This is a genomic window from Nonomuraea sp. NPDC046570, assembly GCF_040645915.1.
Lineage (GTDB): Bacteria > Actinomycetota > Actinomycetes > Streptosporangiales > Streptosporangiaceae > Nonomuraea.
Genome location: NZ_JBEYZF010000006.1, coordinates 315,279 through 334,382 on the forward strand (window position 1 = coordinate 315,279; position 19,104 = coordinate 334,382).

Below are 19,104 nucleotides of genomic sequence, written 5' to 3' on the forward strand. Positions count from 1 at the left end.
ACCGATGCTTTCCATCGCCAAGGGCGCGAACCTGGCCCTGATGTTCTTCCTGGAGCTGGGCGTCCTGGCGTCGGCCGCCTACTGGGGATTCACCCTCAACGCCGGGCTCGTGCTCAGGATCGTCGCCGGGCTCGGCGCGCCCGCCGTGTTCATCGCGGTGTGGGCGCTGTTCGGGGCCGCCAACGGGGCCACCTTCCCGCTCACCGGGTTCGCCCGCGCGGCCCTGGAGATCGTCTGGTTCGGCGGCGGCGCCGCCCTCCTCTACGCCGCCGGCGCGGCGACCCCCGCCGCGATTTTCGCCGCCACCTTCATCGTCAACGCCATCATGCGCATCGTCTGGAAGCAGGTCTGACATGGGGAAGCACATCGTCGTCGGAGCCGGTCAGGTCGGCTCGCACCTCGCCCGCAAGCTGGCCGAGCGCGGCCACGAGGTCGTCGTCGTCACCCGCTCGGGCAGCGGCCCCGACGACGTCGCCAAGGTCGCGGCCGACGTCGCCGACCGGGCCAGGCTCACCGAGCTGGCCAAGGGCGCCGACGCCATCTACAACTGCGTCAACCCGCCCTACCACCGCTGGCTCACCGACTGGCCGCCGATGGCCGCCTCCTTCCTCGGCGCCGCCGAGGACACCGGCGCCGCCCTGGTGACGCTCGGCAACCTCTACCCGTACGGCCCCGTGGACCGGCCCATGGTCGAGAGCATGCCGCTGGCCTCGGCCAACCCCAAGTTCAAGGTGCGGGCCAAGATGTGGGACGACCTGCTGGCCGCGCACCGGGCCGGGCGGGTGCGGGCCACCGAGGTGCGCGGCTCCGACTTCTTCGGCCCCGGCGCCTCCGACCAGTCCTACCTCGGCGACCGCTTCCTCAAGCCGCTGCTGGCGGGCAAGAGCATCCCGCTGGTCTGGCCCGCCGACACGCCGCACAGCTGGAGCTATCTGCCCGACGTGGCCGAGACGCTGGCCGTCGCCGGCACCGACGAGCGGGCCTGGGGCAGGGCCTGGCACGTGCCGACCGCCGAGCCGGTCACCCTGCGCGAGATGGCCGCCCGGATGGCCGCGATCCTCGGCATTCCCACCCCCAAGGTCACCCAGATGCCGTACCCGGTGCTGCGGATCGCGGGGCTGTTCTCGCCGATGATCGGGGAGCTGAAGCACGTGCGCTACCAGTTCACCTCGCCGTTCGTGCTCGACTCCAGCGACTTCCAGGACACCTTCGGCGTCCGTCCTACCCCCTTGGACCAGGCGATTCGCACTACGCTCGGGGTATGAAGATCGCCATGATCGGCCTCGGCGACATCGCGGAGAAGGCCTACCTTCCCGTGCTGACCGCCCAGCCCGGCCTCGACCTGCACCTGTGCACTCGCAACGAGCGCACGCTGGACCGGCTCGGCGACGCCTACCGCGTCACCCGCCGCAGCACCTCGGTCGAGGAGGTGATCAAGGAGGGGGCCGACGCCGCGTTCGTGCACGCGGCCACCGGCGCCCACCCGGAGATCGTCGAACCCCTGCTCGACGCCGGGGTGCACGTCTTCGTCGACAAGCCGCTGGCCGACAACCTCGCCGACACCGAGCGGCTGGTACGGCTGGCCCGCGACCGCCGCCGCTCGCTCATGGTCGGCTTCAACCGCCGCCACGCCCCCGGCTACGCCGCCCTGGCCGAACTGCCCAGGCACCTGGTGCTGATGGAGAAGAACCGCGAGGCCGACCCGGGCCCGCCGCGCGGCGTGGTCTTCGACGACTTCATCCACGTCGTCGACACGCTCCGGTTCCTGGCCCCCGGCCAGATCACCGAGACCAGATTCCGCACCCGGGTCCGCGACGGGCTGCTGGAGCACATCGTGCTGGAGCTGTCGGGGGAGGGCTTCACCGCCCTCGGCGTGATGAACCGCAACAGCGGCGCCTCGGAGGAGTCGTGCGAGGTGATGGGCGACGGCGTCAAGCGCCGCGTGGTCAACCTCGGCGACGTGGTCGACTACGCGGGCGGCGAGAGGCTGGCCCGCCGCCCCGACTGGGTGCCGGTCTCCCGGCAGCGCGGCATCGAGCAGACCTGCCTGGCCTTCCTCACCGCCGTCCGCGAGGGCCGCCTGCTCGCCGCCGAGGACGCCCTGATCACCCACGCCATCTGCGAGAACATCGTCTCCGACGCGCTCTCCTAACTCCGGCGGCGCATGTACCGGTCGGCGCCGGTCAGCAGCCGGCCGAAGAGCACGGGCTCCAGGCGGGTCAAGACGGTGAACCCGGCGGGGTCGCGCAGCGGGCTGGAGGAGGACACCACCCCGTACACGGTCCTGCCGCGCACCGCGGGACCGCCGCTGCCGCCGTCGGGGGAGTGGCAGTTGCGCGTCACCAGCACCCCGCCGACCTCGGCGGCGTCACCGACGCAGTGGTGCATGTCGGTGCCGGGGTAGCGCCCGCCCATCGGGTACCCGAGCAGGTTGAGCCCCTTGACGCCCGGCCCGGCCGGCTCGGGCCGCAGCCCCCTGCCGGTCACCCCCTCCAACCTCCTGCCCCCCTGGACCACCCCCGCCAGGCCCACGTCGTAGGGGAGCAGACTCGCCGAGTACGGCCTGCGCTTCCACTGCTTCGGCACCCAGACGCGTACGGCGGGCCACACCCCCAGGCTCGGCTCGCCGGCCCCCCGGCTGTTGTAGGCGGGCAGGAACGCCACATGCCGCATCATCCGCCCGCCGGCCGACAGGCAGTGCGCGGAGGTCAGCACCAGGCTCCTGCTCCTGGAGGCGAGGACGGCGGCGGCGCAGACGATGTCCCTGCGGGCCACCGGATCGTGGCTGAGCAACACCCCGGTCAGGCGGCGCGCCCCGGTGTAGGGGCGGGGGACCGGCGCGTAGCCGAGCGAGTCCCCGCCGGGAGTCAGCACCCGCCTCCGCGGCACCCCCCACATCGCCGCCGGGGAGGCCAGGCGCTGCACCCCCGACGGTGACAGGCCCTGCGGCACCGGCGGCAGGTCGGCGGGTCTGGCGGACTTGATCCGCTCCTGGCTCCAGTAGGCCGTGGTGTTCCGGGGATCATCCCCCTGGGCCATACCGACGAGCATCCCCAACGCCATCACCTGCACGAACACGCCGCCCCCCGTAAAGTCGATCTTCCAACTCTAGGGATCGCGCCGCCGCCGACCGGGCAGCCACCGGCCAAGGTCCTGCCTGGAAACGACCGTCAGCGCCCCGAGGCGTACCGCTCCGCCAGATCACGCAGCCGGGTGTGCGCGGACTCGTACACAGAAGGCCCGCCCAGGTACGCCTTGGGCACCTTGGCGACCATCGTGTAGTTCGTGTCGCACACGTTGCCCACCGGTGCCTCGCCCGCCTGGCTGACGAGCTGGTAGGCGTCCAGCTCGTCGAGCCCGGTCAGCGCGGCCGACCAGGTGACCAGGTCGTGCTGGCTGATCCGGTAGGCGTCCTCCAGCGGCCTGGCCGACCCCGTCGACATCAGGTACAGGTCGTCCTCCAGGCGGGGCCACGGCGTGGGGACCCGCTTGATCAGCTCGACCGCGACCACCGTCCGCATCGCCGCCTCGACGGCGGTGCCGCACACCTCGCCGTGGCCCTGCCGGGCGTGCCCGTCGCCGATCGAGAACATCGCGCCTTCGACGTTGACGCCCAGGTAGACGGTCACCCCGGCGCGCAGCTCGGGGGTGTCCATGTTCCCGCCGTGCGCGTCGGGGGTGATCGTCATGCGGGACTCGTTCGCCGCGGGGGCGACGCCGACCGTCCCGTGCATCGGGTCGAGCGGCAGCTCCACGCTGAAGTCGCTGTTGCGCGCGTGGTAGACGGCCACGCCGCGCTCCAGGTCCAGGTCGTAGCGCCACACCCGCTCCTCCAGCGGCGGTTGCAGCATCGCCGTGGTGTGCGTGCCGGTCAGCGCGCCGAAGTGCGGGAAGGTGGTGGAGACCGCCCAGTCGCGGGCCGGGGTGATCGACACGAAGTGCAGCGCGAGCGTGTCGCCGGGCTCGGCGCCCTCCACGTGGAAGGGGCCGGTGACCGGGTTGAGGTAGGGGAACTCGCAGACTCGCGAGGGCAGGTCGGCCACGGACCGGACCCGGCCGCCGAAGCAGTCCTCGGTGTACAGCTCCATGATCGTGCCGGGGCGCACCTTGCCCACGGCCGCCCGCCCGCCGAAGGTGTAGCTCAGCTCCTCGGGGGTGGGCTGGTAGGACACGATGTTCATGACACCTCCGAAGGAAGGCTGGGCCTGCGGCCCAGCAGGTAGGTCAGCAGCAGCGCGACCAGGCCGACGCCGAGCCAGACGAAGCCCAGGACCTGGGCCGCCACGCTGGCGTTGACGACGACGAAGAGCAGGATGAGGAAACCGGCGACGGGCGCGACCAGATGCGCGAGCAGGTTCTTGCTGCGCTCGCGCACGACGTGGTGCACGACCACCGCCACGTGCAGCACCAGGAACGCGGTCATCGCGCCGAAGTTGACCAGCGAGCCGAGGGTGCCGATGCCGTTGTCCACCCGGGTCATCACGACGCCGAGGACGAGCGAGATGACGGCCACGGCGAGCGTGGCGTTGACCGGCACCCGGTGCTTGGGGTCGATCTTCGCCAGGAACCGGGGGAGCTGCCGGTCGCGCGCCATCGCGAACAGCAGCCGCGAGGTGGCCGCCTGGGCGACGAGCGAGTTGGCGAAGCCCCAGGCGATCGCGGTGGCCACGGCGGTGAGCACGCCCAGCCAGGCGCCGCCGGCGTAGGCCGCGGTGTCGTAGAAGGCGTTGTCCAGCGGCGCGCCGGGCACGAACAGCGCCTCCCGGTTCGGCACCAGCAGCGCCGCGACCCAGGTCTGCACGACGAACAGGACGGCGGCCAGCCCCAGTGCGGCCACCATCGAGCGTCCGAGCCTGCGCGAGTCCTCCTTGCTCTCCTCCGCCAGCGTCGAGATGCCGTCGAAGCCGAGGAAGGACAGCACCGCCACCGAGGCCGCGCCGAACACCACCGTCCAGGAGAAGGACGAGGAGTCGAAGAGAGGGCTGAGCGCGCCGGCCTGGCCCTTGCCCTGGGCGAGCGCGACGATGCCGATCACCAGGAAGATCGCGAGTACGACCAGCTCGGCGACCAGCATGATCCGGGTGATGCGGGCGGTCATCTGGATGCCCAGGTAGTTGACCACGGTGTTCAGCAGCACGAACCCGACCAGCCAGGCCCACACCGGCACGGCCGGCACGAACGACGCCATCGCCGTGCTCGCCACCAGGTAGAGCAGGGCGGGCACCAGCACGTAGTCGAGCAGGATCGCCCATCCGGCCATGAACCCGACCGGCGCGTTGATGCCCCGCCCGGCGTAGGTGTAGACCGAGCCGGCCATCGGGAACGCGCGGGCCATCTGCGCGTACGACAGCGCGGTGAACGCCATCGCGACCAGGCCGATGATGTAAGCCAGGGCGACCATGCCGCCGGAGGCGGTGAAGACGCTGCCGAAGATGCCGAACGGCGCGATCGGCACCATGAAGATCAAGCCGTAGATCATCAGGTCGGCGAAGCTCAGTGAGCGCTTCAGCTCCTGCTTGTATCCGAACCGCTCCAGCGTCGGCTCGGCCTCCGGGGAAGAGGTCATGGCTGCTCCTTGAGGTTTTGGGGGGCAGCCGTACGATAGAGCCAATCCTTTCAAACGGAAAGGTTTCAATCGGAAGTTATGACGTCGAAGTCCAGACCGTCGGCCCTGCCGAGGTGAACGCGGTGCCGTACGTGCCCGCCATACAGCGTGAGCCTGCCGCGTGCGCTGGTGATCGACGTGCCGTCCGCGACGGCCTCCAGGCGGGGTACGGCGAGCGTGCGCGCCCTGGTCGCGAGCGCGGCCAGCATCCTGACCGCCTCGTAGCAGCCCTGGCCGTGGGCGTTGAGCATCGGCGCGTCCACGCCGAACCTGCGCGTGTAGCGCTCGCCGAAGTCGAGGCCCGCGTCGGTGGTCAGGCAGCCGAAGTAGCCCATCGAGGCGTACAGCTCGCCGGTGCCGTCGCCGCCGACGCCGAGCAGGCCGTGCTCCTCCAGCGCGGCGCAGAGCCTGGCCGCGCCCAGCCCGCTGGCCGTGTACGCGCGGTTGAACTGCACCAGGTCGCTGCCGATCAGGCTGACCACGATCGCGTCCGGCCTGGCCCGCACCACCGCGTCCAGCGCATGCTCGGCCCCGCCGTACGCGACGAGCCGCTCGCCCACCACCGCCGGGCCGAGCCGCCGCCTGGCCGCCTCGTGCACCAGCCTGGGCCACACGTAGTCGTTGCCGAGCAGGAACCACCGCGCCGCCCGCCGATGCCTGACCAGCCACTCGATCCCGGGCCTGAGCTGCTGCCCGGGCGTCTCCCCGAGAAAGAAGACCCCCGGCGTCCGGACCCCACCCTCGTACGGCGGGGCGTACACCAGCGGCACCCGGGCCCTGATCGCCCGGACCACCGCCACCCTGACGTCGCTGGCGTAGGTGCCCGCGACCGCGTCGATCGTGCCCGTCTCGACCAGCGAGGCGACCTCCGCCGCCACCTCGGCCGCGCTCCTGCCGCCGTCGACGAGCACCAGCTCCACCGGCATACCCAGCACGCCGCCGGCCGCGTTCAGCTCGTCGGCGGCAAGGACCGCGCAGTTGATCGCGCACGGGCCCACCAGGCCCAGCACACCGGACACGGGGACGACCAGCCCGATCCTGAGCCCGTCGGCCCGGATCAGCCGCGCCTCCAGCGGATCGAGGATCGGCGCCACGCCGACGAGTATCCTCCAGATCAGACCCCTGGTGAAAGGACCTCCGCATGGTGACGACCGGTTTGGGGTCCTCGCTCGCCTATCTGCTGAGCCGCGCGGAGCGCAGCGTCAACCGCGGGCTGGCCGCGTCGCTGGCCGGGGAGGACGTCACCGTCGAGCAGTGGCGCATCCTGCGCGCCCTGGCCGACGGGCGCGGCCACTCGATGGGCGAGCTGGCCGCCGCCGTGCTCATGCCGCACCCGACGCTCACCAAGGCGGTCGACCGGCTCATCGACCGAGCCCTCGCCTACCGGGGGCCCTCGGCCGGCGACCGGCGGCGGGTGGCCGTCTTCCTCGCCGACCGCGGCGCCGACCTGCTGGCCCGCGTCGAGGGCGCGGTCGCCGAGCATCACCAGCTGATCGAGGCCGCCTACGGTCCCGACCGCACCAGGCAGCTCATGCGCGACCTGGAGGAACTGGTGGAGTCGCTCGGCTGACGGCTCAGAGCCAGAAGGTGTCGTGCCTGAACATGAACTCCGCCTTCTCCTCGTCGCTCTTGTCCGCCAGGTCGAGCAGGCCCTCGAAGTAGCCCTCGCGAGGGGCGCCCGGCGCGAAGTGCAGCAGCATGGACGCCGGTTCGCCCGACTCGTTGCGGAACCCGTGCACGCCGCCCTCGGGGACGTGCACGAAGTCGCCCGGCTTGGTCTCCAGCCAGCGGGTGCCGTCGTAGATGCGCACCGTGCCTTCCAGAATGTAGAACGACTCCGAGATCGAGCGGTGGAAGTGCGGGGCGGGGCCGGAAGGGGTGGCGGGCATGTCCCACCGGTAGAGCCCGAACTGCCCGTTGGTGCTGGCGCCCGTCGCGAGGTAGCTTGCCGTGCCGCCGCTGGAGTAGGTCAGCTCGGGCTTGTGGGCGGCGGCGCGATAGGTCGCGTTGACCTCCCCAGACTCCCCCAGATAACGCGGTTCCGGATATGTCACGACTTCTCCCCGGCGTGGTCTCTTGGCTGGTTTGGTCAGCCTCTCATGGGGCCGTGTCTGTCAGGACACCGTGTAGGCGTCGTAGATCACGGCCGAGTCGGCCCGGAGGCCGGAGGCGACGGCCAGGGTGTGGTTGAGCCAGAGGTAGCCGGAGGCGGCGGTCTCGAAGGTGACCGAGAGGCGGAAGTAGTAGCCGGCCGGGTCGACGGGTTCGCCCCGGCCGAGTGCGGCGATCACCTCGGGCGGGCCGTGCCGTACGCCCTGGGTCTGGAGGTAGACGAGGGCGTCGTCGTGGGTGCGCAGGGTGTAGCGGCTGTCGATGTCGGCGCTGCCGTCCGTGCGCACGACCTGCCAGTCCGCGCCGCCGGGCAGGACCTCGCCGGACAGCCTGGGGCCCTCGAACGAGCCGCCGAGGACGTCGATCACGCGGCGGCGGCCCCACGGTGTCACACCCAGGTCCTTGACGGGCGCCAGCTCCACGCGGAACCGGGCGAGCGGCTCCAGGCCCGGCCTGACCGGTTCGTAGGTCATGGCGTGTAGGACGGGCGGTCGTTGAGCAGGTCGGGGTGGAAGCCGGCCGTGCGTTTGTAGGAGGCGGCGATGGCCTCGCGTTCGGCGAGCGGGATGACCTGTTCGATGTCGGCGAAGCCGCCGGGGGCCCGTTCGTGGGCGAGCTTCATGACGACCTCCGGCCCCATCTGCCGGTTGGCGAGGCAGAGCGCGGTGGTCGGCGGCCGCCGATCCTCCTCGTACGCCGCCAACGCCAACCCGATGTCCTGAAATTTCGTGAGATGGAGGGCTAGGACGCGGGCGTCGAGGATGGCCTGGGAGGCTCCGTTCGAGCCGATCGGGTACATCGCGTGCGCCGCGTCGCCGAGCAGGGTGACCCGCCCGTGCGTCCAGCGCGGCAGCGGGTCACGGTCCACCATCGGGTACTCGTAGATCGCCTCGGCGCCCGCGATCAGCCCGGGGACGTCCAGCCAGTCGAAGCGCCACTCCTCGAAGTGCGGCAGGATCTCGGCCGCGGGCACCTGCCGGTTCCAGTCGCCCCGCCCGGTGGCCTCCCCGGCGACGGGCCGCTCGGCGATCCAGTTGATCAGCGTGTCCGTGATGGGGTAGGCGACGAACTTCCGCTCCCCGTCCCCGGCCATGATCATCGTCCGCCCGGTCAGGAACGGCTTGCCGTACGTCGTGCCGCGCCAGAGCACCAGCCCGTTCCACGGCGGCGGCCCCTCGTCCGGGTAGAGCGACGCCCGCACGGTCGACCGGATGCCGTCCGCCCCGACGAGCAGGTCGAACCCGAGCGTCGAGCCGTCCGCGAACTCCGCCTCGGCGTCGCCGTACCCGGTCAGCCTGCGGTCGGTGAGCACCGGCACGCCGCGCGCCTCGACCTCGCGCAGCAGCATCATCTGCAGCTCGCCCCGGTGCACCGAGTACTGCGGCCAGTGGTACCCGGCGGCCAGCCCGCGCGGCTCGCGCCAGATCTCCGAGCCGTACCGGTCGTAGTAGGCCAGCTCGCCGGTGGCCCGCGCCGTCTCTTCCAGCCGCGGCGCGAGCCCCAGCTCGGTCAGCTCCCGTACGGCGTGCGGAAGCAGGTTGACGCCGACCCCGAGCGGGCGGATCTCCCCGGCCGACTCGGCCACGGTGACCTCGGTGAACCCGGCGGCGTGCAGGCTCAACGCGGCGGCGAGCCCCCCGATACCGCCGCCGGCGATGAGAATCCGCACGACAGACCTCCCTGAATTGTTTTGGCCAAAACTATTTGGCCCCGGAGAGGCAGGCAAGTGGTGGGAGGATTCCGGGATGGAACGGATGGACGTCTGGTACGAGCGGTACGCTCGCGATCATGTGGCGAAACTGCCCGCCGACGTCGACGCCTCCGTGTTCGGGCTCGCCTACAACCTGCTGCACCTGTCGTACGTGCTCGTCGCCGACCTGGAGTCGCGCATCCACCGGCCGCACGGCTGGACGCTGCCCGGCTTCCGGCTCATGTTCAAGCTGTGGCTGCTGGGGCCGACCCGGGTCGGCGACCTCGCCGCGCTCTCCGCGATGACCCGCTCGGCCGTGTCCAACGCCGTCAACACCCTGCAGCGCGAGGGCCTGGTCGAACGCCAGGCCACCCCCGGCGACCGGCGCGGCGTCCTCGTCGCGCTCACCGGCAAGGGCCGGGAGGCGGTGAACGCCGCCTTCGTCGCGCAGAACGAACGCGAGCGCGAGTGGTTCGCGGCCCTCTCCGGCGCGGAACGCGAACACCTCGCCGACCTCGTCCGCCGCCTCATCGCCGCCCGCCCGGAGTCCTGACGGCGCCTTCCCGCATACGGGAACGCCGCCCCGGGAGCGTCTCCTGGGGCGGCGCCGGGATCAGGTCAGTGGATGTAGACGCTGGCTCCGTGCTCGGAGACGGTGGACTGCCCGGGGTGGACGATCGCCTCGACGTTGCCGTTGCAGTTGGGCGCGTTCAGGACGACGACCGGCCCGTTGGTCCGGTTGATGACGTGGAGGGGCCAGCGGCCGCTCTCGTAGCAGCCGCTGGGGTTGATGTACAACTGCCCGTTGATGATCAGCTGTCCGGTGGCCGCGGAAGCGGAGCCGGGAATGGCGAGGGCAAGCATCCCTGCTGCGGCGAGAGTGCCGAGCGTGGTGGTGATGCGTCGCATAGGGATCCTCCTGAGCACGGGGCCGCTGTACGCGGCCACTTCCGCGACACACTGTATTGCGCCGAATGCACAGAGTCACTGATCGCGCGACCGGGAGCCCCGGCGTGGCCACCGATTCGCACCGCTCGTTCGCGCTGCGGGTGGCTGGTCGCCGCTTCCGGGACCGCTTTGCCCTGAACTCGCCGAGATCGGGGCCTCGATCTCCGCCCGGCGTATCTGGAGTTCCCAGTGACCCTCCGTAATGATGGCAGGTATGGTCGATCCGTTGCCCCCTACCACCAGGCTCAGGTCGCGAGACGAGGGCGCCGTCATGACGCTGTCCGAACTGACGATCCGGTTCGCCCATGACTGGGTGATCTCGGAGGGGGTCGGCGCGGGCTGGTATGCGATACGGCGTGAGGGGACGGCCAGGCGCGGCCTGTCGGACGTGCGGTGCGGCGCCACCCCCGCCGAGCTGGCCCGCCACCTGGAGGACGAGCGAAACCTGGAGATCGGCTGCTTCGACCTGCGCTGACCGATGCCGGGCACGAGGCCGAAAATCAGCTGCGCCGGGCATTTCGCTCAGGCTAGCTTGATCACTCCTAAGCGATCAGGAGCGGCCATGAGCGACGTGCGGACGCGTGTCCGGGAGACCATCGACCAACTCGTCGAGTCGGGCCGGGAAACCGGCGTCCAGGTCGCGGCCTACCTGGACGGCGAGCTGATCGTGGACGCCTGGGCGGGCGTCGCCGACCCCGCCTCCGGCCGCCCGGTGGACGGCGACACCCTGTTCCACGGCTTCTCCACCGGCAAGGGCGTCACCGCGACCGTGGCGCACGTGCTCGCCGAGCGAGGGCTGATCGACTACGACACCCCGATCGCGCACTACTGGCCCGAGTTCGGCGCCCACGGCAAGGAGCGGGCGACCGTACGGCACGCGCTGACCCACTCCGCCGGAGTGCCGCAGTTGCCCGCGGACATCACCGCCGCCGACCTGTGCGACTGGGACGGCATGTGCGCCCTGATCGCCGCCCAGGAGCCGCTGTGGGAGCCGGGCACCGCCACCGGCTACCACGCCTGGACGTTCGGCTGGATCGTCGGGGAGGTCGTCCGGCGGGCCACCGGCAGGACCGTCTCCCAGGTGCTGCGCGAGGACGTCGCCGCGCCGATCGGCGTCGCCGACTCGCTGTTCTTCGGCATCACCGAGGAGGCCGCGCCCCGGGTGGCGACGCTGGTCGAGGGCAACTGGCGGGCGATGCTGTCCGGGATTCCGGCCGCCTGGCCGTTCTTCCGCGCGATGCCGAACCGCGAGGTCTGGACCGTGGCCGAGCTCGGCAACCGGCCGGACTACCTGCGCGCGGACGCCCCGGCGGGCGCCACCATGAGCGCGCGGGCCCTCGCCCGCGTGTACGCCGCGCTGATCGGCGAGGTGGACGGAGTCCGGCTGATCTCCGCCGAGCGGCTGGCGCAAGTGTCGGCCGTGGCCACCGACGCCGACGACCTGATGTTCGGCGCGCCCTCGGCCAAGGGCCTCGGCTACTTCCTCGGCGTGCGGCAGATGGGCGGCCGGCGCACCGCCTTCGGCATGCACGGCGGCGGCGGCAGCATCGGCTTCGCCGACCCCGAGCACGGCCTGGCCTTCGCCCTCACCCACAACCGCCTGGTCGGCGGCCACGCCGACATCGCCGCCCAGACGGTCGCCGACGAGGTCCGCTCCGCCCTCGGCATCGCCCGGGACGCCTGAGCGCCAGGAGAAGCGATTCCGGTCCCCTGGTAGGGCTGGAGCGAGGCGGCCCCGCTCCAGCCCTCCGGGTCACGGGTACAGGCCGCGCATCTGGTGGGCCTCGGCGACCCGGCCCACGCCGATCACGTGCGCCGCCTCGCGCAGCGTGACGCCGCGCTCCGCCGACACCGACTTGACCTCACCGAACGCCTGCTCCATCAGATCCCGCAGCTTGACCTCCACCTCGTTGGCGCTCCAGGAGTAGGCCTGCATGTTCTGCACCCACTCCAGGTACGACACGATCACGCCGCCGGCGTTGGCCAGGATGTCCGGCACGATCGTGGTGCCGTTGGCGGCGAGGATCTCGTCGGCCTCGGGGGTGGTGGGGCCGTTTGCGCCCTCCACGATGAGGCGGGCCTTCACCCGGGGCGCGTTGGCGGCGGTGAGCACGCCCTCCAGCGCGGCGGGCACCAGCACGTCCACGTCGAGCTCGAACAGCTCGTCGTGGCCGAGGGCGTCGGCGTGGCGGTAGCCGTGCACGCCGCCGCTCTCGGTCACCCAGGCGCGCAGGTCGGCGACGTCCAGGCCGGTGGTCGAGTACACGCCGCCGGTGACGTCGGAGACCGCGACGACGCGGCAGCCGGCGTCGGACAGGTACTGCGCGGCGAGCGCGCCGACCTTGCCGAAGCCCTGGACGGCCACGGTGACGCCCTCGGGGGAGCGGCAGAGCGCGGCGAGGGCCGCGATCTGGACGCCGCGCGAGGTGGCGCCGGCCCGGCCGAGGGAGCCGCCGAGCGTCATGGGCTTGCCGGTGACGACCCCGGGGACGGAGTAGCCGGCGTTGACGCTGTAGGTGTCCATGATCCAGGCCATGGTCTGCTCGTCGGTGCCGACGTCGGGGGCGGGGATGTCCTTCTCCGGGCCGATCAGCGGCAGGATCTCGTTGACGTAGCGGCGGGTGAGCCGCTCCAGCTCGCGGGTGGTCAGCGAGGTCGGGTCGACGGAGACGCCGCCCTTGGCGCCGCCGTACGGGATGCCGACCAGCGCGCACTTCCAGGTCATCCACATGGCCAGCGCGGTGACCTCGTGGATGTCGGTGGCGGGGTGGAAGCGGATGCCGCCCTTGGCGGGGCCGCGCGAGACGTTGTGCTGGACCCGGAAGCCCTGCACCACGTCCATACGGCCGTCCTCGCGCCGGACGGGCACGGAGACGGTCAGCGAGCGGCGAGGGGTGGCGAGCATGGTGCGCAGGCCGTCGTCGAGGCCGAGCTGCTCGGCCGCCTGGGCGAGCTGGTGGAGGGCGGAGTCGAGGGCTTGGCGCCCAGGAGTGATCAGGGCCGGCGTCGTTGACGGCACCATGACGGTCATGGGAGAGATTCCTCCTGTTTAGGTCACCCGTATTCAGGAAAGGCGCCATTGCCTTACCCGTATGGGCGATTCTGTCGGGATCAGCCTAGATTGCTGCGAGGGGGTGGTTGTTGGTTCGAAGCCGATCTGTTGTGATCGATCCAAGCCGGTGATCGCCGAGCTTGGAACATGCCACTCTGGCAGTCTTGCCGCGGCGAATCTGCCGAACTGTCACACCGGGGGTTGTTCGATGCCGGAACTGGTCGTGGGGCCCATGCTGAGATACGTCGACACGTCGGCGGCGTCGATCTGGGTCGAGACGAGCGAGCCCTGCCTGGTCACGGTGGAGGCCGAGTGCGGGGTTCGGGCGCGGGCGGAGACGTTCAGCGTGCACGACCACCATTACGCGATCGTCGATCTGGCCGACCTGAGCGGGAAGAGCGTCACCTACGAGGTCAGCCTGGGGGACACGAAAGTGTGGCCCGAGGACAAGCCCAGCCGGATCAGGCTGATGCCGCCCGGAGGGCCCAGGCGGGTGGTGTTCGGGTCGTGCCGTACCAGCGTGCCGCACGATGCCAAGCACACGCTCTCGCACGGTGAGGACGTGCTGCGCGCCTACGGCTTCGACCTGCGGGAGACCCCCGACGAGGAGTGGCCCGACCTGCTGCTCATGCTCGGCGACCAGGTGTACGCCGACGAGCCCAGTCCCGAGATGCTGAGCTTCATCGCCGCCCGCAGGGCGCCGGGCCAGCAGCCGGCCAAGGAGATCGCCGACTTCGAGGAGTACGCCGAGCTCTACCGCCTGGCCTGGACCGACCCGGAGATCCGCTGGCTGCTGTCCACCGTGCCCACCGCGATGATCTTCGACGATCACGACCTGCGCGACGACTGGAACACCTCCCACGACTGGCGGGAGAAGATGCGCAAGGTCGGCTGGTGGCGCCGCCGCGTGGTGGCGGGGCTCGGCGCGTACTGGATCTACCAGCACCTCGGCAACCTGTCGCCGGCCGAGCGGGCCGAGGACCCGGTGTTCCGGGAGCTGGTGAAGGGCGGCGGCGGCGAGGTGCTGGACGCCTTCGCCGCCAAGGCCGACGACGAGCCCAGCAGCAACCGCTGGAGCTACGCCCGCGACCTCGGCCACAGCCGCCTGATCATGGTCGACACCCGCTGCGCCAGGCAGCTCACGCCCGGCGACCGGCGGATGCTGGACCCGGGGGAGTGGCAGTGGCTGGAGGACCAGGTGTCCAGCGCCCCCGGACGGATGATCATCGGGTCGTCGATCCCGTTCCTGCTCCCTGAGGGCGTCCACCTCGTGCAGAACTGGAACGAGGCCCTGTGCGACGGCAAGTGGGGCAAGCTCGTCGCCAAGCTGTCGGAGGCCTTCCGGCAGGCGTTCGACCTGGAACACTGGGGCGCCTTCCGGCGCTCCTTCGAGTCGCTGTCGCGCCTGCTCGTGGCCAGCGGCAAGCCGGTGCTGATCCTCTCGGGCGACGTGCACTACTCCTACGTCGCCAAGGCCGGCGCGGGGCGGATCCAGCAGATCGTCTGCTCGCCGATCCGCAACCCGCTGAGCCGCCTGCTGCGCGTGGCCAACATCTTCACCCAGTTCGGGATCGCCACACTGATCGGCGGCTCCCTGGCCCGCCTCGCCCGCATCCCGCGTCCCCCGTTCCGCTGGCGGATCCGCAACGGCCCCTGGTTCCAGAACGCGGTCGCCGCACTGGACTTCACCGACACCACCACCGCGACCTGGTACGGAGCCACCGACAACCCGCTCACCGGCGCCCGGCCCAGCTTCGACGAGATCGTGAAGGTGACCCTGGACTGACGAAACGGTGGAACCGGTCTCCCGCATGCGGCCAAGTACTGGTTGACCGCATGACATTCCCGGGAGAGGACCCCGTACGTGGTAAGTGCCCAGGCACTTCTCGACGGCTCCACGCTGGATGACTCGACGCTGATCGGGCATTCGACGCGCGAGCCCGAGCTTTTCGCGGTGCTGTTCGACCGGCACGCCGACGAGATCTTCCGGTACGCCGCCAGGCGCCTCGGCCCCGAACTGGCCGAGGACGTGACCGCGGAGGTGTTCCTCGTCGCCTTCCGCGGGCGCGCACGCTACGACCGTTCCCGCGCCGACGCCAGACCCTGGCTGTACGGCATGGCCACCCGCGTCGTCTCCCAGCACCGCAGAGCCGAACGCCGCCGCACCCAGGCCATGGCCCGCGTGCCGGCGGACCGGCCGGCCTTGTTCGACGAGCGCAGCGCCGACCGGGTCACCGCGCAGCAACTGCACCCGCGCCTGGCCAAGGCGCTGACCCGGCTGAACGCCAGCGAGCGGGACCTGCTGCTGCTGGTGGCCTGGGCGGACCTGACCTACGAGGAGGTCGCGCTCGCGCTCGGCATCCCGGTCGGCACGGTCCGCTCACGGCTGCACCGGCTGCGGGTCAAGGCGCGCAGGGCGCTCGGCGACATCGATCCCTTCAGTGAGGAGTCCCAGCATGGATGACGAGATCGAGGTGTTCGCGAAGGGCCGTCCGGCGGCTTCGCCGTACCCGGAGGAGGCGAGGCGGGTCGCGCGCGAGCGGTTGCTGGGGCGGGCGGCGGCGGGCGGGCGCGGATGGCGGCTGCCGAGGATGGGCTGGCAGGCGGCGGGGGCCTTCGGGCTGACCGTCGTGCTGGTCGGCGGGGTGGCCGTGGCGCTGTCCGGGCGCGGCGAGGTACCCGCCTTGCGTCCGCTCGACGTCACCGCCTCGGTGGTCGCCCGCGGCGTGCCCGAGCTGGACCCGAAGCCGGGCCAGTTCATCGTGGTCGAGTCCGAGACGATGCACCCCTCCTACTCCTTCGGCTCGAAGGAGACACGCCACCTGTACCGGACGAAGCGGAAGATCTGGCAGTCGGTCGACGGGAAGGCGAACGGGCTGCTGATGGTGGAGGGGCTGGAGCCCAGGCAGTACCCCGGCTGGCCGATCCCCGACGACGCGAAGGACTGGGAGGGCCGCACTAGCTGGATGGAAGAACTGCCCGCGTGCCCGGACCTGCGGGGCGACCGCCGTACCGACTATGTCCACGTCGGCACGCTGCCCACCGAGGCCCGGGCGATGCTGGCACACCTGTATGAGATGAACGAGGAGAAGAAGGGGAAGACGCGGGGCAATCCGATCGACGAGCGGGTCTTCGAGTCGGTCATGGCCCTGAGCATGGAGACATACCTGCCGCGGGCGCAGCGCAAGGCGCTGTTCGAGGCGGCCAAGGAGATTCCGGGCGTCGAGGTGGCCGAAGGCGTAGAGGACTCGGCGGGGCGCAAGGGGGTCGCCCTGGGGAGGATTCAGCGAGGGGTGCTCGCGCAGCTCATCTTCGACGAGCGGACGTACGGGTTCATGGGCCAGCGCGACACCGTCGTGGACGCGGCGCAGGCGCAGGCCCCGAAGGGCAGCCTGCTGGCGCTGACCGCGCAGACCTCCGTCTCCGTGGTCGACACGCTGCCCCAGGTCGACGGTGTGGAGAGCGGAAGCTGCATGCCGCAGCCCACCATCACGGCCACGATCACGCCCACCCCCATTCCAGAGCCAGGCGTGACGGTCACGATCACCCCGATCCCGGACGAGACCGGGTGACCCGTACGGCTCGCGCCCGTGCCCTGGGCGCGAGCCGTACCGGCTGTTAGAAGGACGCCAGCACCTCGGCGAGCTGGTCGACCGCCCAGAGCAGGTCCTCCTCGGAGATCACGATCGGCGGCGCGAGCCGGACCGTGGAGCCGTGGGTGTCCTTGGCCAGCACGCCACGTGCCAGCAGCGCCTTGGACACCTCGCGGCCGGTGGCCAGCGACGGGTCGATGTCGACGCCCGCCCACAGCCCGCGCCCGCGCACGGTCACCACGCCCCGGCCGATCAGGCCGCGCAGCCGCTCGTGCAGCAGCTCGCCGAGCTGCTTGGCCCGCGCCTGGTACTCGCCGGTGTTCAGCATCTCGATCACCGCGTTGCCGACCGCGCAGGCCAGCGGGTTGCCCCCGAAGGTGGAGCCGTGCTGGCCCGGCTTGATGACGCCGAGGACGTTCTCGTTGGCGGCGATCGCCGAGACCGGGACCACGCCGCCGCCCAGGGCCTTGCCCAGCACGTAGATGTCGGGCACGACGCCCTCGTGGTCGCAGGCGAACGTCTCCCCGGTACGGCCGAGGCCGGACTGGATCTCGTCGGCGATCATCAGCACGTTGTTCTGGTCACAGATGTCGCGCACCTGGGTCAGGTAGCCGTCCGGCGGCACCAGCACCCCGGCCTCACCCTGGATCGGCTCGACCAGCACCGCGACCGTGTTCGCGTTGATCGCCTCGCGGATCGCCTCGGCGGAGCCGTACTTCACGATCGTGAAACCGGGCGTGTAGGGGCCGAAGTCGTCGTGCGCGTCGGGGTCGGTGGAGAAGCTGATGATCGTGGTGGTGCGGCCGTGGAAGTTGTCCTCCATCACGATGACGTTGGCCTGCTCGGGGGCGACGCCCTTGACCTCGTAACCCCACTTGCGGGCCACCTTGATCGCGGTCTCCACGGCCTCGGCGCCGGTGTTCATCGGCAGGATCATGTCCTTGCCGGTGAGGTCGCCGAGTCCGGCGCAGAAGCTCGCGAACTGGTCGTGGTAGAAGGCCCGGCTGGTCAGCGTCAGGTTCTTCAGCTGCTCCTGGGCCGCCTCGATGATCTTCGGGTTGCCGTGGCCGAAGTTGAGCGAGGAGTATCCGGACAGGAAGTCCAGGTAGCGCTTGCCCTCCACGTCGGTCACCCACGCGCCGTGCGCCTCGTGGATCACGACGGGCAGCGGGTGGTAGTTGTGCGCGCTGCGACGCTCGCTGACCTCGATCAGCTCAGAGCTCGTGCTCATTTCTCTCTCTCCCCCTTGTGAACTGGTGTTATGCCCGGATCTCGAGGGTGCAGCACTTAGGGCCGCCCCCTGCCTTGCGCAGCTCGGAGAGCTCCACCGGGATCACCTGGTAACCCCGGTGCTTGAGCTCCAGCTGCAGACCGCCGGCCTCGGCGTTGATCACCACGTGAGTGCCGTCGCTGACCGCGTTGAGGCCGAGCACCTCCGCGTCGTCGGCGCCGGCGAGGACCGCGTCCGGGAACATGTGGCGTAGGACCGCCTGGCTCCCCTTGGTGAACGCTCCGGGGTAGTAGGCGATATTCCGTCCGTCGAGCGGGAATAGCGCCGTGTCGAGGTGGTAGAAGCGCGGATCGACCAGCGTGAGCGACACCACCGGGCGGCCGAGGAACTCCTGCGCCTCCCGGTGCGCCTCGTGCGTGCTGCGGAATCCGCTGCCGGCCAGGATCACCTCGTCGAGCGTGAGGAAGTCGCCCTCACCCTCGTTGACGTACGACGCCTCCTGGGTGCGGTAGCCGCGCTCGGCGAACCAGTTCAGGTAGGCGGGGCCCTCAGCGGCGCGCTCGGGGAAGGTGAAGCGGGCGCCGTAGACGCCGCCGCCGACGACCAGTGCGCCGTTGGCCGCGAACACCATGTCGGGCAGGCCCTCCACCGGGTCGATCAGGCTGACCTGGTGTCCGAGCTCCTCGTAGGCCGTCTTGAGGCTCTCCCACTGCCGGATGGCGACCTCGCGGTCGGCGCCCGCCGCCGGATCCATCCACGGGTTGATCGCGTACTCGACCGTAAAGAAGTCGGGGCGGCACATCAGGAAGTGCTTGGGCATGCGTGAGCTCCGTCGTCACTGAGGGGTTCTCGGGGGGACGGAGCCAGCCTAGG

Annotated in this window: 21 protein-coding genes; 10 read left to right on the forward strand and 11 right to left on the reverse strand. The window is 71.0% G+C overall.

Translation table 11 applies throughout. From position 1 onward, the window contains the following. The first annotated feature begins 4 nt into the window (after nucleotides 1–4). Genes ABZ911_RS13300 through ABZ911_RS13310 form a run of 3 tightly spaced genes read left to right on the forward strand, consistent with a single transcriptional unit; the run spans nucleotide 5 to nucleotide 2,152 of the window. Nucleotides 5–352 (forward strand): YrdB family protein, encoded by a 348-nt coding sequence (locus ABZ911_RS13300; protein ID WP_358054789.1) that lies wholly within the window; start codon nucleotides 5–7, stop codon nucleotides 350–352. A 1-nt stretch (nucleotide 353) separates the two neighbouring features. Then, entirely contained in the window at nucleotides 354–1,265 is a 912-nt protein-coding gene (locus ABZ911_RS13305; protein ID WP_358054790.1) for an NAD-dependent epimerase/dehydratase family protein, read from the forward strand. Continuing rightward, entirely contained in the window at nucleotides 1,262–2,152 is an 891-nt protein-coding gene (locus ABZ911_RS13310) for a Gfo/Idh/MocA family oxidoreductase (RefSeq protein WP_358054791.1), read from the forward strand. The genes ABZ911_RS13305 and ABZ911_RS13310 overlap by 4 nt, the downstream gene beginning before the upstream one ends. Here the strand turns inward: ABZ911_RS13310 and ABZ911_RS13315 are convergent. From ABZ911_RS13315 to ABZ911_RS13330, 4 genes are all read right to left on the reverse strand, one after another. Further along, nucleotides 2,149–3,078 carry a hypothetical protein gene (locus ABZ911_RS13315; protein WP_358054792.1) on the reverse strand — a complete coding sequence of 310 codons (930 nt, stop codon included), beginning with the start codon at nucleotides 3,076–3,078 and terminating at the stop codon, nucleotides 2,149–2,151. The genes ABZ911_RS13310 and ABZ911_RS13315 overlap by 4 nt on opposite strands. Nucleotides 3,079–3,170: 92 nt before the next feature. Beyond that, nucleotides 3,171–4,181, reverse strand: a complete 1,011-nt coding sequence (locus ABZ911_RS13320) for an acetamidase/formamidase family protein (RefSeq protein ID WP_358054793.1) — start codon at nucleotides 4,179–4,181, stop codon at nucleotides 3,171–3,173. Then, nucleotides 4,178–5,566 carry an APC family permease gene (locus tag ABZ911_RS13325; protein ID WP_358054794.1) on the reverse strand — a complete coding sequence of 463 codons (1,389 nt, stop codon included), beginning with the start codon at nucleotides 5,564–5,566 and terminating at the stop codon, nucleotides 4,178–4,180. The genes ABZ911_RS13320 and ABZ911_RS13325 overlap by 4 nt, the downstream gene beginning before the upstream one ends. Before the next feature lie 65 nt (nucleotides 5,567–5,631). Beyond that, a complete protein-coding gene (locus ABZ911_RS13330; protein WP_358054795.1) occupies nucleotides 5,632–6,699 on the reverse strand; it encodes a substrate-binding domain-containing protein in 1,068 nt (355 codons plus the stop codon). 47 nt (nucleotides 6,700–6,746) lie between these two features. Between ABZ911_RS13330 and ABZ911_RS13335 the strand changes: the two genes are divergently transcribed. After that, entirely contained in the window at nucleotides 6,747–7,175 is a 429-nt protein-coding gene (locus tag ABZ911_RS13335; protein ID WP_358054796.1) for a MarR family winged helix-turn-helix transcriptional regulator, read from the forward strand. A gap of 4 nt (nucleotides 7,176–7,179) precedes the next feature. Here the strand turns inward: ABZ911_RS13335 and ABZ911_RS13340 are convergent, their stop codons facing one another. The 3 genes from ABZ911_RS13340 to ABZ911_RS13350 are packed head-to-tail and all read right to left on the reverse strand — an operon-like array spanning nucleotide 7,180 to nucleotide 9,386. After that, nucleotides 7,180–7,659, reverse strand: a complete 480-nt coding sequence (locus ABZ911_RS13340) for a cupin domain-containing protein (protein ID WP_358054797.1) — start codon at nucleotides 7,657–7,659, stop codon at nucleotides 7,180–7,182. A gap of 60 nt (nucleotides 7,660–7,719) precedes the next feature. Further along, a complete protein-coding gene (locus ABZ911_RS13345; RefSeq protein ID WP_358054798.1) occupies nucleotides 7,720–8,190 on the reverse strand; it encodes a DUF3237 domain-containing protein in 471 nt (156 codons plus the stop codon). After that, nucleotides 8,187–9,386, reverse strand: a complete 1,200-nt coding sequence (locus ABZ911_RS13350; RefSeq protein WP_358054799.1) for a flavin-dependent oxidoreductase — start codon at nucleotides 9,384–9,386, stop codon at nucleotides 8,187–8,189. The genes ABZ911_RS13345 and ABZ911_RS13350 overlap by 4 nt, the downstream gene beginning before the upstream one ends. Nucleotides 9,387–9,462: 76 nt before the next feature. Here ABZ911_RS13350 and ABZ911_RS13355 point away from each other — a divergent pair, with 76 nt between their 5' ends. Continuing rightward, nucleotides 9,463–9,960 (forward strand): MarR family transcriptional regulator, encoded by a 498-nt coding sequence (locus tag ABZ911_RS13355; protein ID WP_358054800.1) that lies wholly within the window; start codon nucleotides 9,463–9,465, stop codon nucleotides 9,958–9,960. Between the two features lie 65 nt (nucleotides 9,961–10,025). On the opposite strand, the gene ABZ911_RS13360 is transcribed toward ABZ911_RS13355, so the two are convergent. Continuing rightward, nucleotides 10,026–10,316, reverse strand: a complete 291-nt coding sequence (locus tag ABZ911_RS13360; RefSeq protein ID WP_358054801.1) for a hypothetical protein — start codon at nucleotides 10,314–10,316, stop codon at nucleotides 10,026–10,028. A 310-nt stretch (nucleotides 10,317–10,626) separates the two neighbouring features. Here ABZ911_RS13360 and ABZ911_RS13365 point away from each other — a divergent pair, with 310 nt between their 5' ends. Continuing rightward, the gene (locus tag ABZ911_RS13365) at nucleotides 10,627–10,830 is read left to right on the forward strand and encodes a hypothetical protein (protein ID WP_358054802.1); all 204 of its coding nucleotides are present in this window, start codon (nucleotides 10,627–10,629) and stop codon (nucleotides 10,828–10,830) included. An 87-nt stretch (nucleotides 10,831–10,917) separates the two neighbouring features. Further along, complete coding sequence (locus ABZ911_RS13370) at nucleotides 10,918–12,039, forward strand: serine hydrolase domain-containing protein (RefSeq protein WP_358054803.1); 1,122 nt, start codon at nucleotides 10,918–10,920, stop codon at nucleotides 12,037–12,039. A gap of 69 nt (nucleotides 12,040–12,108) precedes the next feature. On the opposite strand, the gene ABZ911_RS13375 is transcribed toward ABZ911_RS13370, so the two are convergent. Further along, nucleotides 12,109–13,386: a Glu/Leu/Phe/Val dehydrogenase gene (locus ABZ911_RS13375; RefSeq protein WP_358054804.1), complete on the reverse strand. Its 1,278-nt coding sequence runs from the start codon at nucleotides 13,384–13,386 to the stop codon at nucleotides 12,109–12,111. A gap of 229 nt (nucleotides 13,387–13,615) precedes the next feature. Between ABZ911_RS13375 and ABZ911_RS13380 the strand changes: the two genes are divergently transcribed. From ABZ911_RS13380 to ABZ911_RS13390, 3 genes are all read left to right on the forward strand, one after another. Beyond that, the gene (locus ABZ911_RS13380; RefSeq protein WP_358054805.1) at nucleotides 13,616–15,193 is read left to right on the forward strand and encodes an alkaline phosphatase D family protein; all 1,578 of its coding nucleotides are present in this window, start codon (nucleotides 13,616–13,618) and stop codon (nucleotides 15,191–15,193) included. A 78-nt stretch (nucleotides 15,194–15,271) separates the two neighbouring features. Continuing rightward, on the forward strand, nucleotides 15,272–15,871 hold the full coding sequence (locus ABZ911_RS13385) for an RNA polymerase sigma factor (RefSeq protein WP_358054806.1): 600 nt from the start codon (nucleotides 15,272–15,274) through the stop codon (nucleotides 15,869–15,871). Further along, the gene (locus ABZ911_RS13390) at nucleotides 15,864–16,979 is read left to right on the forward strand and encodes a CU044_5270 family protein (protein ID WP_358054807.1); all 1,116 of its coding nucleotides are present in this window, start codon (nucleotides 15,864–15,866) and stop codon (nucleotides 16,977–16,979) included. The genes ABZ911_RS13385 and ABZ911_RS13390 overlap by 8 nt, the downstream gene beginning before the upstream one ends. A 46-nt stretch (nucleotides 16,980–17,025) precedes the next feature. Here ABZ911_RS13390 and rocD read toward each other — a convergent pair whose 3' ends face one another. Further along, entirely contained in the window at nucleotides 17,026–18,231 is a 1,206-nt protein-coding gene (gene rocD, locus ABZ911_RS13395) for an ornithine--oxo-acid transaminase (protein ID WP_358054808.1), read from the reverse strand. A 28-nt stretch (nucleotides 18,232–18,259) separates the two neighbouring features. Continuing rightward, a complete protein-coding gene (ddaH, locus tag ABZ911_RS13400) occupies nucleotides 18,260–19,051 on the reverse strand; it encodes a dimethylargininase (RefSeq protein ID WP_358054809.1) in 792 nt (263 codons plus the stop codon). Nucleotides 19,052–19,104 lie beyond the last annotated feature (53 nt).

Bases quoted from the DNA above. Each gene is read 5' to 3' on its own strand.
- ABZ911_RS13300 (WP_358054789.1), top strand. From the start codon at position 5: ATGCTTTCCATCGCCAAGGGCGCGAACCTGGCCCTGATGTTCTTCCTG.
- ABZ911_RS13305 (WP_358054790.1), top strand. From the start codon at position 354: ATGGGGAAGCACATCGTCGTCGGAGCCGGTCAGGTCGGCTCGCACCTC.
- ABZ911_RS13310 (WP_358054791.1), top strand. From the start codon at position 1,262: ATGAAGATCGCCATGATCGGCCTCGGCGACATCGCGGAGAAGGCCTAC.
- ABZ911_RS13320 (WP_358054793.1), bottom strand. From the start codon at position 4,181: ATGAACATCGTGTCCTACCAGCCCACCCCCGAGGAGCTGAGCTACACC.
- ABZ911_RS13325 (WP_358054794.1), bottom strand. From the start codon at position 5,566: ATGACCTCTTCCCCGGAGGCCGAGCCGACGCTGGAGCGGTTCGGATAC.
- ABZ911_RS13335 (WP_358054796.1), top strand. From the start codon at position 6,747: ATGGTGACGACCGGTTTGGGGTCCTCGCTCGCCTATCTGCTGAGCCGC.
- ABZ911_RS13345 (WP_358054798.1), bottom strand. From the start codon at position 8,190: ATGACCTACGAACCGGTCAGGCCGGGCCTGGAGCCGCTCGCCCGGTTC.
- ABZ911_RS13355 (WP_358054800.1), top strand. From the start codon at position 9,463: ATGGAACGGATGGACGTCTGGTACGAGCGGTACGCTCGCGATCATGTG.
- ABZ911_RS13360 (WP_358054801.1), bottom strand. From the start codon at position 10,316: ATGCGACGCATCACCACCACGCTCGGCACTCTCGCCGCAGCAGGGATG.
- ABZ911_RS13365 (WP_358054802.1), top strand. From the start codon at position 10,627: ATGACGCTGTCCGAACTGACGATCCGGTTCGCCCATGACTGGGTGATC.
- ABZ911_RS13370 (WP_358054803.1), top strand. From the start codon at position 10,918: ATGAGCGACGTGCGGACGCGTGTCCGGGAGACCATCGACCAACTCGTC.
- ABZ911_RS13375 (WP_358054804.1), bottom strand. From the start codon at position 13,386: ATGACCGTCATGGTGCCGTCAACGACGCCGGCCCTGATCACTCCTGGG.
- ABZ911_RS13380 (WP_358054805.1), top strand. From the start codon at position 13,616: ATGCCGGAACTGGTCGTGGGGCCCATGCTGAGATACGTCGACACGTCG.
- ABZ911_RS13390 (WP_358054807.1), top strand. From the start codon at position 15,864: ATGGATGACGAGATCGAGGTGTTCGCGAAGGGCCGTCCGGCGGCTTCG.
- rocD (WP_358054808.1), bottom strand. From the start codon at position 18,231: ATGAGCACGAGCTCTGAGCTGATCGAGGTCAGCGAGCGTCGCAGCGCG.
- ddaH (WP_358054809.1), bottom strand. From the start codon at position 19,051: ATGCCCAAGCACTTCCTGATGTGCCGCCCCGACTTCTTTACGGTCGAG.